This is a genomic window from Desulfomarina profundi, assembly GCF_019703855.1.
Classification (GTDB): Bacteria; Desulfobacterota; Desulfobulbia; order Desulfobulbales; family Desulfocapsaceae; genus Desulfomarina; species Desulfomarina profundi.
Window position 1 is genome coordinate 1,464,189 of sequence record NZ_AP024086.1, and the last position, 17,103, is coordinate 1,481,291.

The following is a 17,103-nucleotide window of genomic DNA, read 5'->3' on the forward strand; positions in this document are numbered from 1 at the left end:
TTTAAAAAGGTAGGGGGAAAATGGCGATTGACGGGAAACAGCTACTTGGAGCCAGAAAACAATTAGTTGAAAAGGTTGTTTTTCTCGATGGGTTGAGCAGGGCGGGAAAATTTCTTCTCGGTAAAGTTGTTTCAAATTATAAGAAAGTTGATTTTTTTCAATATGCTGAGATTCTCGAACATATTCCGGTCATTGAACACCTTGGCCTTATAGAGCCCCGGGCTGCCCTCTCTTTGTTCCAGATACAGCTTGATCTTTTTTTTTATAACCGGGTAATTGGCAGAAACCTGAATCTGCGGCAATCTGACGGCTCTTGTGTTGCAAATGCAACGCAATTTGAAAGTATTGTTGCAAGGCAAAAGGAATCTGACGGTATTGAAGCAGTACAACGATTTCGGAGGCAGGAGTTGCTTCCTGCGTTTCTGGTGCATGAATGTCTGCCCCATGTCAAATTTTTTCTGCAGGCTTACCCGAAAATGCAAATGATCAATATTCAGCGTCATCCTGTGGATATTGCACATTCATGGTTTGTAAGAGGATGGGGCAGTAGATTCGGAAAGGATCCCCTTGCCTTTATTCCTGTCATTGAAATGGAAGGGAGACCGGTTCCATGGTTTGCAGGTGAGTGGACCCGCCCATACCTGTCTATGAATGAAAAAGAGCGTGTAATCATGAGTATATGTACTCTGATGAATCTTGATCAGGAAGCATATAATACTCTTGATGATAAAAACAAAGAACAGATACTCTTTGTCCCGTATGAAATATTTGTGGAACAGCCTTTGACAGTTGTTGAAAAAATTGGTGGCTTTCTTGAGGATGAGCCATTTGATAATATGAATGAAATTCTCAAGCGCGAGAAGGTTTTCAGAAAGCTGTCACTGTCACAGCGGCAGGAAAAGAAAAGTGAATTGATCTCTTCGAATGTTTCTGAAGAAATTGTTTCAGATTTCAAGAGTATTATCAGTGAATACGAGAATCGTTGGCTCATTTAAATTACAGTTTGAGTAAAGGATGAGTTAATGGAATTTTCAATAGATGAAAAAAAACCAGTATACTTTACTGTTTTATCCGGATACTTGATATGAATACGAAACTCCTTGTTACCCTTGGTCCCAGTTCTCTGAAAAAAGATATAGTCTCTGCGATTGACAGACATGATATTTTTCTTTTTCGAATCAATCTTTCACATACACCTCTTGAAAAAGTTGAAGAAACAATTCATTTAATAAGGTCTTTCAGTGACACGCCTATCTGCCTGGACAGTGAAGGAGCCCAGGTGCGTAATCAGGTGATGAGAGAAGGATATGCATTCTTTAAAGATGATACCCTCATAACAATACATCATAAGGAGGTAAAGGGAGATTCGGAAAACATTTCCTTTACCCCGGATTTTGTTTCACAGCAGCTCATCCCGGGAGATGTGATTAATGTGGATTTTAATTCGGTGAAGTTGAAGGTGCTGGAAAATGGATCTGAAAAATGTGTTGCAAGGGTAATTTCCGGAGGCGAGGTCGGCAGCAATAAAGCTGCTGATATAGAAAGGGATATTGAACTCCCTTCGATTACTGAAAAAGATGAAAAGGCTATAAAAATTGGAAGAAGCCTCGGAATAAAATATTTTGCACTATCATTTTCAAGTTCCAGGAAGGAGGTGGAAAAATTCAGATCACTGACAGGGGACGGGGCATACATTATTTCTAAAATTGAAAGCAAAAAAGGCGTTGCTCATATTGATGGTATTCTTGAGGCGAGTGATGCCATCCTTATCGACAGAGGTGATTTGTCCCGCCAGGTTCCCATCGAATTAGTCCCGTTTTTCCAGAGGCGACTGATCTCCACCGCAAAGTCAGCTGAAAAAGAGGTTTTTGTTGCCACGAATCTGCTAGAATCTATGATCATTTCCCAGCAACCTACCCGGGCCGAAGTAAATGATATCGTGAGTACAATTGAAATGGGTGCAACCGGTCTTGTTCTAGCTGCTGAAACTGCTGTTGGGAAGTATCCGATCGGTAGTGTGAAAATGGTGAGAAAGCTGACAAAACAATTTAACAGGTGGACCAGTAATACGAGCCTTCAGGAATTGCTGCAATCCGGTAGTAATTAATAATTGATGGACTCGTAAAAACTCCGATCTACTGCGTTGTGGGGTGATCGTGTAATGCTCGACGTACTCTATGTACGCCTGCGCTTACACGACACCGCCACGCCTTGTATATCGAAGTTTTTCCAGAGTCCATCTGGGAACGTTGAATGACTTTTTACGAGATCATCAATAATTGAGTTCCTTGAAAGGTCATGGAACTGAGGATTTTTATTTGAATCAGGTTATCGTGCCGATGATAAGGCTTTATGAATGAAAACGTCAACTGCGAAAATAATATGGCTGCTTGGTCCGACTTCAAGTGGAAAAACAACCCTGGCAACCCATTTTGTGGAAAAACTCCGCCGAAGAGGTATTCCTGTACTACATTACGACGGAGATGAGGTAAGGAATTTTTTCGGAAGTTCCCTGGGCTTTGATGCGGAGAGCAGATTGAGAGTAGTCAGGACCCTGGTTCACCTGGCTAATAAAGGGGTGGAAGCGGGTATTAATGTGGTTATTTCCGCACTGACTGCAAACCAGGATGCTCGTGATTTTGTGCATGCTCATTTAAAATATAAACATATCGTTTATATTAAATGTCCTATTGAACTCTGTGCCAAAAGAGATCCTAAGGGACTTTATAAAAAGGCTTTGTGTGGAGAGGTCAAAACACTGATTGGTGTTAATGGTGAATATCGTGAACCGGATTCTCCTGATTTTATATTGAATACAGGGGAAAATACCCTGGAAGAGTCACTGGATCTTCTTGAAGAATATTGGCAGGAGTGTGATTCAATGAATGTTGAGTTATGATTCTGAAAACGGAAAAAAATGAAAAAGCAAAAAGTATTATATGGTTTACCGGAAGAGGTAAAATTCTGCTCCCGTTGTGTTATTTCAAATCAGCGACCAAGTTCTGTTGTTGAGTTTAAAAATGATCCCAAGGCAGAAAAACCAACAATCATGTTTGATGACGAAGGGGTTTGCTCTGCATGCAGGTATGCTGAAATCAAAGAGAACATTGATTGGGATCAAAGAGAAAAACAACTGATTGAACTCTGCGATAAACATAGAAAAAGCGATGGTCAGTATGACTGTATAGTTCCTGGTAGTGGAGGAAAGGACTCTGCGTTTACTGCTCATATTCTGAGATATAAATATGGAATGAACCCTCTGACTGTTACCTGGGCTCCCCATAAATACACACAGATCGGCTGGGATAATTTCCAGAACTGGATTCACTCCGGTCTTGACAATATGCTTTATACTCCCAATGGACGGGTGCATAGACTCCTGACCCGCCTGGCTTTTGAAGTTCTTGTCCACCCGTTTCAGCCTTTCATTATTGGTCAACGCTTAATCGGTCCACGTTTTTCAGTTCTCTATGATATTCCGTTGGTTTTTTACGGAGAAAACCAGGCGGAATACGGAAACAATATCGAGGAAAACGAAAAACCGACCATGGATATGTCATTCTTCCACGAGTCCAGACTTGAAGTTATGGATCTGGTTCTTGGGGGAGTAAAAGTTCGGGATTTAATAGAAAAACATGGAATTGAACTCCGTGATCTTACACCATATCTGCCCCTTGATGGTGAGCGGTTGAAAAAAACCGGGACTGAAGTGCATTATCTTGGGTATTACCTGAGGTGGGATCCCCAGGAATGTTATTATTATGCTGCTGAAAATACTGGTTTTCAGGCCAACACTGAACGAACCGAGGGGTCATATTCAAAATACAGTTCAATAGATGACAAAATTGATCCATTACATTATTACACAACGTTGATCAAATTCGGTATCGGACGGGCTACATATGATGCTGCCCAGGAAATCCGCAATGGAAAAATCACCAGAGAGGAAGGAGTAGCTTTGGTGAAACGGTATGACACTGAATTTCCCGTGAAATTTTTTAAGGAAATTATCGATTACATGGGCATTTCCGAGGAGAAATTTTGGGATGTTATCGACAGTGCGAGGTCACCCCATCTTTGGCTGAAGGATAATGATGGAACATGGCAACTCAGGCACCAGGTAGAATAGGACAATCTCCATGAATACTCCTGAAATCACTCTCGGCACCAGAAGAATAGGCAGGGCCTGTCCTCCTCTTGTTATTGCGGAAATCGGCATCAACCACGAAGGTGAAATCGAAAAAGCATTTCAGATGATTGATGATGCTGTCCGAGTAGGTTGTGAGTGCGTTAAATTTCAGTGTCATGTTGTTGAAGACGAAATGATTCCCAACGATGTAATCCCGGGCAATGCCAATGAATCCATATGGGATATTATGAAACGCTGCGCACTCTCAGAAGATGAAGATAGTCGGCTGATGGATTACTGCGGAGAAAAAGGTATACTTTACCTCAGCACTCCTTTTTCAAGAGCGGCTGCTGATCGTTTGGAAAAACTTGGTGTCAGTGGGTATAAAATCGGTTCAGGAGAATGCAATAACTATCCGCTCATAAAACATATCGCCGGGTTCGGCAAACCGGTTATTCTCTCAACTGGCATGAACGATCTTGAATCCGTGGGAAAAGCGGTTGATATTTTGAGGGAAAAAAATATTCCATATGCCCTCCTTCATTGTACCAGCATGTATCCGACACCCTATGATAAAATCAGGTTGCAGGCCATGTCTCAGCTGGAAGATGTTTTTCCTGACAGTGTGGTTGGCTTGTCAGATCATTCCGTCAGTAATTATCCCTGTCTTGGTGCAGTCTCCCTTGGGGCCAGTATTCTGGAGAGGCATTTTGTCTCTGACAAAAGCTGGCCGGGGCCGGATGTTGAGATATCAATGGATCCGGAAGATTTACATCAGCTGATTGAAGGGAGCAGGATAATTCACCAGTGCCTTGGAGGGCAAAAGGAAATCCTACCTGAAGAACAGCCGACAATAGATTTTGCCTATGCGTCTGTAGTGTCCCTGAACAGCATAGAAAAAGGGGATATTCTGACCAGGAAAAATATCTGGGTGAAAAGACCCGGTACCGGAGAGATCCTTGCTGTGGATTTTGAAAAGATTCTTGGTAGAGCGGCGACGGTAGATATTCCTGCAGGGGTACAGATCAAAAAGGAGTGGATCAGTTAATGAAGAAAATAGTCTTCATTACAGGGACCAGGGCTGACTTCGGTAAACTCAAATCACTGATTCACGTTGTAGCCGACAGTGATGATTTTGAGTATTCTATTTTTGCCACCGGCATGCATATGCTCTACAGGTACGGCATGACAGTGGAAGAAATCCATAAGGCCGGATTTACCAATATCTTTACCTATATGAATCAGGTGCATGGAGAGCCCATGGAAATGGTACTGGCTAATACCATAACCGGGTTATCACGATACCTCCATGAGTATCGGCCGGATATGCTCATTGTCCATGGTGACAGGGTTGAGGCCATGGCCGGTGCAATAAGCGGTGCATTAAGAAATATTCTTGTGGGTCATGTCGAAGGAGGAGAATTGTCCGGAACCATCGATGATCTCATACGTCATTCTGTGACAAAACTTGCTCATATTCACTTTGTGGCTAACAGGGAAGCAGAAAATAGATTACTGCAACTGGGAGAGCAACCGGAAACAATACATATAATAGGCTCACCTGATATTGATGTCATGTTATCGAACGATCTGCCTGATATTCAGGAGGTCAGGGAGTATTATGATATTCCATATAAATCTTATGTTCTGGTTCTCTATCATCCTGTTACCACAGAACTGGACAGTCTTGCTGAAAATGTTCGGGAACTGGTGGATTCCATCATAGAGTATGACATGAACTACGTGGTAATCTACCCCAATAATGACTCAGGTTCGGAACATATATTCAATGAATATGAAAGGCTTGGTGCCAGGGAAAATATTCGTATTTTTCCATCATTGCGTTTTGAATATTTTCTGACCCTGTTGAAAAACGCCCGTTTTATCCTTGGCAATTCCAGTGCCGGTATCCATGAAGCACCTGTTTTTGGTATTCCATCTGTCAATATTGGCTCAAGACAGAAGGATCGGTTTTCCTACTGTTCAATCATAAATGTTGGAAACACCAGGGCGGAGATCCTGGATGGTATGGAACGAGCTGAAAAAAACGGGGTTTTCGAACCTTCAAGTTTTTTCGGCATCGGTAAAAGTGCTGAGAAGTTTCTCGATGTTATTCAAAAGGGCTCACTCTGGAAGACGCCAAAGCAGAAGAATTTTCAAAACATCTCTTTTTCCAGTCCGGAATCGTGATGAAACAGGTTACGGCGATAATTACGGCCAGGGGTGGTTCAAAGGGGATTCCAAGGAAAAACATCCGCTTGGTCAATGGGAAACCACTTATTGCGTATACTATTGAGGCTGCCCTGAACTGTCCTCTTGTTGACAGATGTTATGTGACAACCGAAGACAGGGAGATCATGGAAGTCAGTCAGAAATGGGGGGCGGATATCATTGAACGACCGTACCATCTTGCAGAAGATAACTCTCTCAGCAGTGATGTTGTGGTTCATGCCCTGCAGGAACTGGCAGTTGAAAAACTTCCTGAATACTTTGTTCTGCTGCAACCTACTTCTCCCCTGCGAACTGCAGCACATCTTGAAAAATGTCTGCGGGGTTATTTGGAAGCTGGTGTTTCATGCGGGGTCAGTGTGACTCCGGCAGAGCATCATCCCTGGAAGATGCTTATCCGTGACGGGGAGAATATACGACCACTGAAGGATATACAGAGCTTGGAAATGCCAAGGCAACAGCTTCCCGAGGCATTGCGAATAAATGGAGCTATTTATGTGATGCCTTCAAAGCTTTTCCTCGAAAACCAGACATTTTTTATAGAGCCGGCATATTTCTATACAATGGATGCACAATCAAGTATTGATATTGATACAGAAACAGATCTGAAAATTTTTGAACATCTACTTGCATCCTGAAAAAGGAGTTAACTGAAATGGGGGATCAATCCGAAAAAGAGGCGTTACAGCTAGAAGCAATGGCCTTTGACAGACAGATTGATGAGCGATTGGCTGCTGGCCACTTGCCTGACCTGAGAAGAGCTGAGGAGTGCACCTGGTTTTACAATAACAGCTGGCGTCACCCCCATTATATTCAACTGGATTTTGGGGAACAGATTGAATTGATCAGTTCTGCAATAAAAAAGCATAACACTGATGAGAATAAAAGACCGAAAATTCTGGAAGTTGGCTGCGGGCCAGGGCACATGACACTGGAACTTGCCAGAAACGGTTTTAATACAACCGGTATTGATCTTTCTCTGAAATGTATTGAAGTTGCAAAAAAAACTGCAGATGAAGATCCCTGGAAAAAAACAAGGGCCGCACTGAAATATATTCAGGCAGATTTCCTGGAAAATGAGACTTTTCCTGTAAATACTTTTGATGTTGTAATTTTTATCGGGGCATTACACCATTTTCCGGAACAACAGAGGGTTTTATCACAGGTTTCAAAGGTTCTCAGGGAAGATGGTATTATTCTCGTTCATGAGCCCACGAGAGACAGGATGACCGAGGGAAATGCAGCGTTCATACATCTTGTCAAATTATTGTTGTGTCAGAATGGAGGTTTCTTTAAAGAGTATGAAATCCCGGAATCTTTAAAAGCCTACAGGGAACAGATCGGGGAAATTTATGCCGATATGAAATATGAAGATATTTCGGGTGAGAAAAAACAGTCTATCAATGACAATGAAGCCGGTTTTATTGAAATGAGGGAGGGACTCTGCCATTTTTTCAAGGAATTGCACTTTGAGGAGAGATATGCATTCTTCCATGAAATAATAGGGGGACTGCGCTTTGATCAGAAGAAAAACAACATGCTGGCCTCATATCTACGCATGGCAGATGGTGAACTGTGTCGCCTGGGAGTCCTGCAACCGACAGAGTTTTTTTATGTGGGTCGGAAAATAGGTGATAAATAATGGCTGGGATTCGGTTAATTGCACGATTGGATGTGAAAGGGGCAAACCTTATCAAGGGAATTCACCTGGAAGGGTTGAGAGTCATTGGTGATCCCAGGGAATATGCCCGAAAATACTACGAGCAGGGTGCCGATGAAATTATTTATATGGATTGTGTTGCCAGTTTATATGGACGAAATAATTTAACGGAAATTGTTCGACATGCAGCTGAGGATATTTTTATTCCCATGACAGTGGGAGGTGGAGTACGCTCAGTGAGTGATGTTGAAATGCTTTTACGTGTTGGTGCAGACAAGGTGGCAGTGAACACCGCAGCTGTAGCCCGCCCTGAACTGATATCAGAAATAGCCACCAGATTTGGTTCGCAGTGCATGGTTTTATCCATTGAGGCCAAAAACAAGGAAAAGGGTCGGTGGGAAGCTTATACTGACAATGGTCGTGAAAAAACCGGAATAGACGTGATTGAGTGGGCAAAACGGGCTGCCGATCTTGGCGCAGGTGAGATACTGCTGACATCAATTGACCGGGAAGGAACCAGAAAAGGATACCAGGTTGATCTTGTGAAAGCCGTGTCCACAGCAGTTACTATTCCTGTAATCGCAAGCGGAGGAATGGGGGGAGTTGACCATCTGCAGCAAGTTACAGAAGAAGGGAAAGCAGACGCTGTTGCCATGGCAGATATAATTCATTACAACCGTATGACCATTGGTGAAATCAGAAAGGAATCCCTTGCTGGAGGGGTCAAGGTAAGCAGAAGATGAGCAGACTGGTTACAATCATTGATTATGGCATGGGTAACCTGTTGAGTGTTGCCAACGCTTTTGAAAAATGTGGCGCCGAGGTGAGAGTGTCTGATCGCTATGAACATGTCGCCAGGGCAGATCTTCTCGTTTTGCCCGGGGTTGGGGCGTTTGCAAAGGCCATGGATGAACTGAAGAAAAATAATCTGGATGAGGCAATCAGAGAGTTCAGCCGAACCGGCAATCCTTTTCTTGGAATATGCCTGGGAATGCAGATGATGTTAAGCCAGAGCAGAGAGTTTGGAACACATGACGGACTGGGACTTATTGATGGTAGTGTTGAACCGATAGAAAAGACCACTTCAGACGGGTTACCCCATAAAATTCCCCATATTGGCTGGACAGGCATAAGGCCGCCCGGTTCAAGGGATGATTGGTCTGGAACAATTTTGCAGAAAACCGCAGTTGACACGCCCTTTTATTTTGTCCATTCGTTTACCGCAGTCCCTCGATTTCAAAAGCACAGGCTGGCAGATGCAAACTACAACGGCAGGCTGATCTCAGCAGCAATTCATTCCGGATCAATGTTCGGCTGCCAGTTTCATCCCGAAAAAAGCGGCAGGGCAGGGTTGGAGATAATCCGCTGCTTTCTGGGAATGTAATTTCAATTCATAGTTGTTTGTCGGGGCGATGATCGTTGCTATCCTATATTAGAAAATCAGAGAATGGTTACCTCCAGGGGGCGGTTTTCCTCGCTAATTTATTAGTCAGACCATTTCTGTATAACTCTGCCCGGAAGAAAAACCAGTTCACTGGAGATGTATATTCCAAGCTCCTGTCTTTTAAACAGTCTGATACACTTTTTATTCTTGGCAGTGGTGAATCCATTAATGACCTTGATGATCATCAATTTGACGTAATACAACAATGTGATTCCATAGGTTTTAATTTCTGGCTTCTTCATGAGTTTGTGCCGACATTCTATGTCGCTGAATTTCTTCCGAAGAGCACACGATCGGATTTGCTTTGGAAAAACCTTGCGGCAAGAACGAATGATTATCATAACGTGCCGATTGTTTTCAAATACAGTGCTGCTTTCCTGGAACAGAGACTCAACATCCCGAAAAATATCGGGAACTGGTATGTTCTACCTCATCTTTCAATACCTGGCAATGGGACCGGGTCGTTTGGGAGATGGCTGAAGTTTCTTGATATGTCAGGAATACTGACAGGCAGAATCGTTGGGGATATTACTCTTTTTCGCCAGGCATCTCTGAGTTGGATTCTTGTTTTTGCGCTTCGGTTACAGTATAAAAAAATCGTGTTTTGCGGTGTGGATCTGAATTCACCCAATTACTTCTATGATATGCGGGAGGCTGACACTTTCTCGAGCTCTCTTTTTATTCCTCCCCGCGAATTTTTTTCAGAAGTACATCCAACCAATAACTCCTCTAATTGTAATGGTCACATGCCAATTTCAAATGTGATAGATGTTTTTGCAGAAAAGATATGTTCAAAACATCACATTGATTTATTTACAGCATCCGAGAAATCAGCTCTGTATCCCGGATTACCATTGTATTTGTGGTAATTATCCGTGTAACTCCTTTTTAAATTATTCATGCTATTAAAATCAGATAGGAAAACAAGGGAACATAGAAATAGAAAAAGAAGACGGGAAATTGAAAAAATTGTCACACAAATAAAACAGTTTCGTGATAATTCCGATAGTTCCGAACCTCACAATATGATTCTCGAATTCGGTTGTGGTAACGGATTTCAAATACCGTATTTACAGGAATTGGGACAAGTTTTTTCGACTGATATTTATACCAGTGATGAAATAAGGAGATTGCCCAATCACACGTTTTGCGTCAGTGATATAAAAAACCTTCCTTATCGCGACGGATCATTTGATATTATTTTTTCAAATCATGTAATAGAACATCTCCCTGATCATGAATCTGCTTTCAGAGAGTTAAAAAGAATTGCTGCAGGGGATTGCCTCTTTGTTTTTTCTCTTCCGACAAATATCTGGCTCCTGTTATCACTTCCATCGAAATATCTCGGTAAAATTTCCGCCTTTCTTCAGATAGTTTATAAAAGAAAAGTGAAAGACGGTATCCAGCAGTCATTGGTGAATGATGATAACGCCGAAAGGCTTGAACGGGAAAGTATGTTAGGTAATTTACCTTCGGAAAAAGACGAAGCAATTACTTTTAAAAAAGCATTTCTACCGCGTGGACATGGTATCTACAAACAATTTGGTCGATGTTACAGGTCATTCAGGATAAAAGCCTGGTCAGATTTTTTTAGAAATTTTGGCTTTGAAATTCTTGAAACCACACCTCTTTTACTTTATGGGCCTTCAGAAAGACCGGTTATACCTACAACAGCAATATTTGAGAGAACGGGAATATGTTCCAGTGTTCTTTTCGTTCTTCAATTGAAAAAAGAAGAAAAGTAAAATCCATATATCCAGTATGAAGAGAAAAGAAAAATATGATAATAACAGGTCCATTTTCTTTTTAATCTGTAGTCTTTTTGACAGACGGGAAAGAAGAGAGATGTACTTTATTTTCATTGCGTTGATTATAAGGGGTGTTTTTGAAATTGTTGGTGTTGCTTCCATAATGCCTTTTATGGCTGTTGTATCAAACAGTGATGTTATCCAAACTAACCAGTTTCTCAAGTGGGCCTATACATTTTTTAGCTTTGAGACCTCAAGACATTTTCTGCTGGCCCTCGGACTGTTTGCATTTCTGGCTCTGGTTTTTAATAATCTACTTGCAGCTTTGACAGACTGGTTTCTTATTAAATTCATTCATATGCGCGGACATGTTCTGGCGCAGAGATTATTGGCCGGTTATCTGAAAAAGCCGTATTCATGGTTCCTGTCAAGGAACACTGCAGATATGGGCGCCAATATTTTGAATGAAGTGGCAAATTATATGAAAGGGGTACTCAGACCTTTTATTGAAATGCTTGCCAGATCAATTGTATCACTCTTTATTATGGGACTTCTAATAAAAGTAGATCCTTTTCTGGCCCTTGTAGTTTCCCTGACCCTGGGCGGCGCCTACGGTGTTATTTTTTATTTTGTCAGAAAACGCCTGACACGTGCTGGTAAGGACAGGGTTTATGACAGCCGTCGACAATTCAAATATATCAATGAATCTTTGACAGGAATAAAAGATATCAAAGTTCTGGGCAGGGAAAAATATTTTTTTGATTCCTTCTCAAAACATTCCTACCGGGCTAATTATAATCAGGCCATCTATCAGATTGTTTCTCAATTGCCTCGCTATGCTCTGGAAATGGTAGCATTTGGCGGCATTCTTCTCATTGTCCTTTATTTTATCGCTCTACGCCAGAATACGGATAATATTATTCCATTGATTGCTCTATATGCCTTCGCCGGCTACAGACTCATGCCGGCCCTCCAGGGAGTCTTCGGCGGCTTGACCTCCTTGAAATTCAATATACCTGTTTTGCACAGAATACTGGATGCACTCGAGAACGATGTACAAAATGAAAATATCATGGATGAATGGCAGGGAGGAGAAGGGCCCATTTTAAACCTGTCTGATACAATTGAAATGAATGATATTGAGTATACTTATCCGGAAGGAGAGAGAAAGGTCTTGGATGGTCTTGACCTGACGATTTCCGCGAATACTACCGTGGGGCTGGTCGGTACAACCGGTGCCGGAAAAACAACTCTGGTTGATATTCTTCTTGGTCTTTTTCAGCCGGATAAAGGTTCTCTTACCATTGACGGTATACCGTTGAAAGAGGAAAACTGCAGACATTGGAGGAATAATGTAGGTTATGTACCGCAGAATATTTTTCTGTGTGATGATACCGTTATAAATAATATTGCTCTTGGGGTAACACCCGAAAACATAGATTTTTCATCCGTTGAGAAAGCTGCCTGCCTTGCCGATATACATGATTTTATAATGCAAGAATTGCCTGAAGGATATAATACGGTGATCGGAGAACGGGGAGTAAGGCTTTCAGGGGGGCAGAGGCAGCGTCTGGGTATCGCCAGGGCAATGTATCATGATCCGGATGTGATAATTATGGACGAGGCAACCAGTTCTCTGGATGGTGTGACTGAAGACAACATAATAAAGGCGATCCATACACTTTCAAAAAAGAAAACAATCATTATGATTGCCCATCGCCTTAAAACACTTCACGAGTGTGATATCATTCATTTCCTGAACGAGGGTAAACTGTATGCCTCGGGATCATATGAAGAGCTGTTTTCCACGTGCACTCTCTTCAGAGAACTGGCCGAAGCGGGAGGAAGCACCGGCGGGAAAGAAAACCAGTTATGAACTATTTTGTAATACGTCTGCCGCTTACCTATATCAACGCTGTTGAGGCACGTCATTTTTTCAGGATTTCATCTGAAGACAGTATTCTGATTATTCTGTATCAGAACGAGCAGAGTGTGGATATACGTCAGATCAAAAAAATTCTTGTTGAAGGTGAATGGAAGAAAATATACTGGCTTCCTTATAATGTCGATGCCTGTCTGGCTGACTCTGAAAAGGGTCTTGAAACAAATCTCTTCTTGAAGTTCTGGTCCCGACAAAAAGCAATTCGATCATTTATCAAAGATTATAAAGACACTCTGAAAAAACAGGAGAAAGCCGATAGAATTTTTATCGGTGATGCCACAATTGCATCCATGCGACATATAGTCAACAGTCTGGAGCCATCAGAGACCGTAGTTATAGATGAAGGGTCAAAGGTATATTTTAATTATACTCGATATATCGATGGGATGGATGAAAACATTAAAAACAGGATCAATAAGATTTACCTGAAAAATTGCATAGCAGAAAAAGTGTTCGGGTATCGGATGAGGGAACTTGAGGAGATCTCCTTTTTTTCCGCATGGGATCTGAAGCCTCACCGAAAAGTGCAGGTGTATAAAAACAATTTTACATACCTTGGCAGACGATTGAGGGATTTACAAAGAACCGAGGAAGTATACTTTCTTGGAGCTCCTCTTGTTGATCATAAACGGTTTGATACTGATGTTTATTACAATTATCTCTTAAGAATAAAAAACTATTTTTCAGACAGGCCTGTATTGTATATCCCGCATCGTGATGAAACTGAACCGCATCTTAACCGGGTAAGGCAGGAAACAGGTTTCGAAATTGCTCGCTTTGATTTACCCATAGAATATAAGATATGCGTAGATGGTCCGGTACCCCACATCCTTGCAGGATTTCTGTCTTCGGCATTGCAGACGTGTGATAAAATTTTTAATGGTTATGTGGAAGTTATATCGTTTTATATTGAAAACTACCATTTTCAATGGCAGAGACATGAATACGAGGAACAGTATAATTATTTGAAATCACGTCAAACAGCAAGTTTCAAGGTTATTTCACCCCCTGAATTCACAGCATGACAGCATATTCAATGAAAATCATTTTAAGAAAGACAATCTTTTCCGGACATACTGGTTACAAAAAGAATATTTTATTCACCATTTTAATATTCATCTTCTTATTTCAAAAGGTATCATTGGCTGAAACAGGTGACATGACCTGTTTTCAGGAAAAATGGCCATACGAACTCAGTGATATATCACCTGATCCTGAACTGATACGTGGGCACCTTGAAAATGGAATGCGATATATTATCAAGGAAAACCACGAACCCGAAAAGCGTGTGGCACTTTATCTTGACGTGCAGGCCGGTTCCCTGAATGAGAAGGAAAACCAGAGGGGCATTGCCCATTTCCTTGAACATATGATGTTCAATGGTTCATTACATTTCCCCCCCGGATCGCTGGTCAGTTATTTCCAGGAAATTGGTATGAACTATGGCGGGGACGCCAACGCACATACTGGTTACAGTGAGACAGTGTATAATCTTGTGCTTCCTGACGGAAGGATACAGGATCTTGAAAAAGGACTCCTTGTTCTTGCAGACTATGCCCGGGGCGCGCTCCTGCCGGAAAATGAAATAAACAGAGAGCGAGGCGTTATTTTGGCTGAAAAGAGGGCCAGGGACTCTGCCCTTTATAGAACTCATATTGCCAGTACATCATTTGCCTTTCGAGGCACAAGAATTCCTGAGCGAACAATAATTGGCAAAGAAGAGATACTTAAAACTGCAGGCAGATCGGTTTTGAAATCATATTACGACTCATGGTACAGACCTGAAAACATGGTTCTTGTTGTCGTCGGGGACATCGATCCTGGGAAGGCGCGGCAGAGCATAGAAAAACTCTTTTCTTCTTTGCGTGCTGCAGGGAAAAAACCTGTCTGCCCTGATTTCGGTCATCTGCAGCACAGGGGAGATGAATTTTTTTATTATTATGAGCCTGAACTGGCCAAAACAAATGTTTCCATTGAATCCTTATGGGATAAAACTCCCCGCAATGATTCAATTGCTCTTGAAACCCAGGAAATAAAACGCTTCATAGCTGCCATGATAATACGATACCGTCTGCAGAAAATCCTGGAAAAACCAGATGCACCCTATACAGGAGCAGGATTTTACTATGGCGATCTTGAGGGCCGAATCGGCTATGGTTCAATATCAGCTCAGACCGATGGATCACATTGGCGGGAAACTCTGGCGTTACTCAACAAAACTCTCAGACAGGCGCTTCAGTTCGGATTTTATGAACATGAGCTTGAAAGAGCCAGAAAAGAGATACTTGCCGGTTTTGATGCGGCAGTCTTGCAGGAAAAGAACGAAGATTCCAGGTTTATTGCCCGTAAAATCATCCGCCATATCAACAGCAACCGGGTCCTCCAGTCAGCAGAGCAGGAGAGAGATCTCTTTGGCCCGATAGTGAAAGATTTTTCACTGAGTGATATTTATCAGGAGTTTAAAAAAATATGGGATCATGACAGCAGGCTGATTTCAGTAACCGGTGATGTCAAGCTTGAAAAAGGAAAAAAGGAAATCAAAGCAGTCTATCAGGATTGCCTGAAGCAGCCAATAACTATCTTTAAAGATAACAAAAAAGGTGAATTCCCTTATTTGGAAACACCGGAATCAACCACTCCCTTCAAACAGGTTTTCAATTCCCCTGAGCTGGGTGTTGAAGTTATTCGATTTGAGAATGGTACAGTTCTTAATTTGAAAAAAACCGATTTTCGGAAAAATGAAATTCAGGTGACAGTCAGTTTCGGGACAGGAGAGCTGGATGAGCCGCAGCCTGGCATGTCAATGATTGCTGAGGACGTGATCAATGAATCCGGAACAGGTAAATTCAGTAAATCTGAACTGAATGAAATACTTGCCGGAAGCACCGTGGAGCTCGGTTTCAGTATTCAGGAGTCCTCTTTTCTCTGGCAGGGCAGTTCCCTGACTAAGGACTTTGATGTTCTTCTCGAATCAATTTACAGTCATGTATTTGATATAACAGCAAGAAAAACAGTCTTCGAATCGGTTATGATCGATGTCGAGCAAATGTATAAAAAACTGGAGCAGGATGTTGACGGAGCGGTCCCCCTGAAGATACTTCCATTTCTGGCGAATGGAAATCCTCATTTTGGTTTGCCTCCTCGGGAATCAGTTCTCAAAATTGATTTCCCAGAACTTTCAGCATGGGTTAATACCCTTATTCCTGAAAATGATCTTGAAATTTCCATAGTTGGTGATTTTGACAGAAAAGAAGTCATTAAGGGGATTCGGAAATATTTTTCCGGATTGAAGCTTTTTCCCCACAATACTCCAGAGGTTGAGAGAATTTCTTTCCCGAAAGGGAAAAAAAAGGAGATCAAGGTTCAGACTTCCATCGGGAAATCAGTTATTCTTGTTGCCTGGTTGACTGAAGATTTCTGGGAGATTAGCAGGACCAGAAAATTTCACCTTCTTGCTTCCGTTATTGAAGATCGGCTGCGAAAGGTATTGCGGGAAAAAATGGGTGCTACTTATTCGCCGGAGGCGTTCAGCACTAACAGCAGAACATACAGGGATTATGGTTTTCTTGCAGTCCATGTGACTGTAGAGCCTGGCAGAGAAGAAATGATCGAAAAGGAAATTTTCAGAATTGCAAAAGAGCTTCGGGATAATGGTGTGACAGATGAAGAGCTTGAAAGAGCAAGAAAGCCCCTGCTGACCTCAATAAGGGACAGTCTTGAAAATAACAGCTATTGGCTTTATTCGGTTCTACTACGATCTTCGATCCATCGGGAACAGCTGGACTGGCCTCTGACCATTGAAAATGAGTATGCAAACATTAAAAAAGAGGAACTTGATATACTGGTAAAAAAATATCTGACAGAAGGAAGGGCTGCTGTGGGAGTAGCCAGACCGGTAGAGAAGTAGTCTGTTGAACAAAATCAAACTGGAGCACCTTATTTTATTTGATT

The 17,103-nt window shown here is 42.0% G+C and carries 14 protein-coding genes; all 14 read left to right on the forward strand.

Annotation, left to right across the window (positions count from 1 at the left end; all coding sequences use genetic code 11):
- Positions 1-20 precede the first annotated feature (20 nt).
- The 14 genes from LO777_RS06815 (at position 21) to LO777_RS06880 (ending at position 17,059) form a co-directional block, all read left to right on the forward strand.
- Positions 21-995 (forward strand): sulfotransferase domain-containing protein, encoded by a 975-nt coding sequence (locus LO777_RS06815; protein WP_228856774.1) that lies wholly within the window; start codon positions 21-23, stop codon positions 993-995.
- A gap of 89 nt (positions 996-1,084) precedes the next feature.
- The gene (locus LO777_RS06820; protein WP_228856775.1) at positions 1,085-2,107 is read left to right on the forward strand and encodes a pyruvate kinase; all 1,023 of its coding nucleotides are present in this window, start codon (positions 1,085-1,087) and stop codon (positions 2,105-2,107) included.
- Between the two features lie 249 nt (positions 2,108-2,356).
- A complete protein-coding gene (gene cysC, locus LO777_RS06825; protein WP_228856776.1) occupies positions 2,357-2,899 on the forward strand; it encodes an adenylyl-sulfate kinase in 543 nt (180 codons plus the stop codon).
- Positions 2,900-2,917: 18 nt separating this feature from the next.
- Positions 2,918-4,129, forward strand: coding sequence for an N-acetyl sugar amidotransferase (locus tag LO777_RS06830; RefSeq protein ID WP_228856777.1), 1,212 nt, complete (start codon positions 2,918-2,920; stop codon positions 4,127-4,129).
- Positions 4,130-4,139: 10 nt separating this feature from the next.
- Positions 4,140-5,177, forward strand: a complete 1,038-nt coding sequence (locus LO777_RS06835; RefSeq protein ID WP_228856778.1) for an N-acetylneuraminate synthase family protein — start codon at positions 4,140-4,142, stop codon at positions 5,175-5,177.
- Entirely contained in the window at positions 5,177-6,319 is a 1,143-nt protein-coding gene (gene neuC, locus LO777_RS06840; RefSeq protein WP_228856779.1) for a UDP-N-acetylglucosamine 2-epimerase, read from the forward strand. Before LO777_RS06835 ends, neuC begins: the two co-directional genes overlap by 1 nt.
- Positions 6,319-6,996, forward strand: coding sequence for an acylneuraminate cytidylyltransferase family protein (locus tag LO777_RS06845; RefSeq protein WP_228856780.1), 678 nt, complete (start codon positions 6,319-6,321; stop codon positions 6,994-6,996). Before neuC ends, LO777_RS06845 begins: the two co-directional genes overlap by 1 nt.
- A gap of 17 nt (positions 6,997-7,013) precedes the next feature.
- A complete protein-coding gene (locus LO777_RS06850; protein ID WP_228856781.1) occupies positions 7,014-8,000 on the forward strand; it encodes a class I SAM-dependent methyltransferase in 987 nt (328 codons plus the stop codon).
- Entirely contained in the window at positions 8,000-8,761 is a 762-nt protein-coding gene (gene hisF, locus LO777_RS06855) for an imidazole glycerol phosphate synthase subunit HisF (protein ID WP_228856782.1), read from the forward strand. The genes LO777_RS06850 and hisF overlap by 1 nt, the downstream gene beginning before the upstream one ends.
- Entirely contained in the window at positions 8,758-9,402 is a 645-nt protein-coding gene (gene hisH, locus LO777_RS06860; RefSeq protein ID WP_228856783.1) for an imidazole glycerol phosphate synthase subunit HisH, read from the forward strand. Before hisF ends, hisH begins: the two co-directional genes overlap by 4 nt.
- A 959-nt stretch (positions 9,403-10,361) precedes the next feature.
- Positions 10,362-11,207: a class I SAM-dependent methyltransferase gene (locus LO777_RS06865; RefSeq protein ID WP_228856784.1), complete on the forward strand. Its 846-nt coding sequence runs from the start codon at positions 10,362-10,364 to the stop codon at positions 11,205-11,207.
- A 16-nt stretch (positions 11,208-11,223) separates the two neighbouring features.
- A complete protein-coding gene (locus LO777_RS06870; protein WP_228856785.1) occupies positions 11,224-13,086 on the forward strand; it encodes an ABC transporter ATP-binding protein in 1,863 nt (620 codons plus the stop codon).
- Positions 13,083-14,177, forward strand: a complete 1,095-nt coding sequence (locus LO777_RS06875; RefSeq protein ID WP_228856786.1) for a hypothetical protein — start codon at positions 13,083-13,085, stop codon at positions 14,175-14,177. The genes LO777_RS06870 and LO777_RS06875 overlap by 4 nt, the downstream gene beginning before the upstream one ends.
- A gap of 116 nt (positions 14,178-14,293) precedes the next feature.
- Positions 14,294-17,059, forward strand: coding sequence for a M16 family metallopeptidase (locus LO777_RS06880; RefSeq protein ID WP_228856787.1), 2,766 nt, complete (start codon positions 14,294-14,296; stop codon positions 17,057-17,059).
- The last annotated feature ends 44 nt before the right edge of the window (positions 17,060-17,103 follow it).

Excerpts from the sequence above, each read along its gene's own strand:
- LO777_RS06815 (WP_228856774.1), top strand. The coding sequence starts at position 21 with ATGGCGATTGACGGGAAACAGCTACTTGGAGCCAGAAAACAATTAGTT.
- LO777_RS06820 (WP_228856775.1), top strand. The coding sequence starts at position 1,085 with ATGAATACGAAACTCCTTGTTACCCTTGGTCCCAGTTCTCTGAAAAAA.
- cysC (WP_228856776.1), top strand. The coding sequence starts at position 2,357 with ATGAAAACGTCAACTGCGAAAATAATATGGCTGCTTGGTCCGACTTCA.
- LO777_RS06830 (WP_228856777.1), top strand. The coding sequence starts at position 2,918 with ATGAAAAAGCAAAAAGTATTATATGGTTTACCGGAAGAGGTAAAATTC.
- LO777_RS06835 (WP_228856778.1), top strand. The coding sequence starts at position 4,140 with ATGAATACTCCTGAAATCACTCTCGGCACCAGAAGAATAGGCAGGGCC.
- neuC (WP_228856779.1), top strand. The coding sequence starts at position 5,177 with ATGAAGAAAATAGTCTTCATTACAGGGACCAGGGCTGACTTCGGTAAA.
- LO777_RS06845 (WP_228856780.1), top strand. The coding sequence starts at position 6,319 with ATGAAACAGGTTACGGCGATAATTACGGCCAGGGGTGGTTCAAAGGGG.
- LO777_RS06850 (WP_228856781.1), top strand. The coding sequence starts at position 7,014 with ATGGGGGATCAATCCGAAAAAGAGGCGTTACAGCTAGAAGCAATGGCC.
- hisF (WP_228856782.1), top strand. The coding sequence starts at position 8,000 with ATGGCTGGGATTCGGTTAATTGCACGATTGGATGTGAAAGGGGCAAAC.
- hisH (WP_228856783.1), top strand. The coding sequence starts at position 8,758 with ATGAGCAGACTGGTTACAATCATTGATTATGGCATGGGTAACCTGTTG.
- LO777_RS06865 (WP_228856784.1), top strand. The coding sequence starts at position 10,362 with ATGCTATTAAAATCAGATAGGAAAACAAGGGAACATAGAAATAGAAAA.
- LO777_RS06870 (WP_228856785.1), top strand. The coding sequence starts at position 11,224 with ATGAAGAGAAAAGAAAAATATGATAATAACAGGTCCATTTTCTTTTTA.
- LO777_RS06875 (WP_228856786.1), top strand. The coding sequence starts at position 13,083 with ATGAACTATTTTGTAATACGTCTGCCGCTTACCTATATCAACGCTGTT.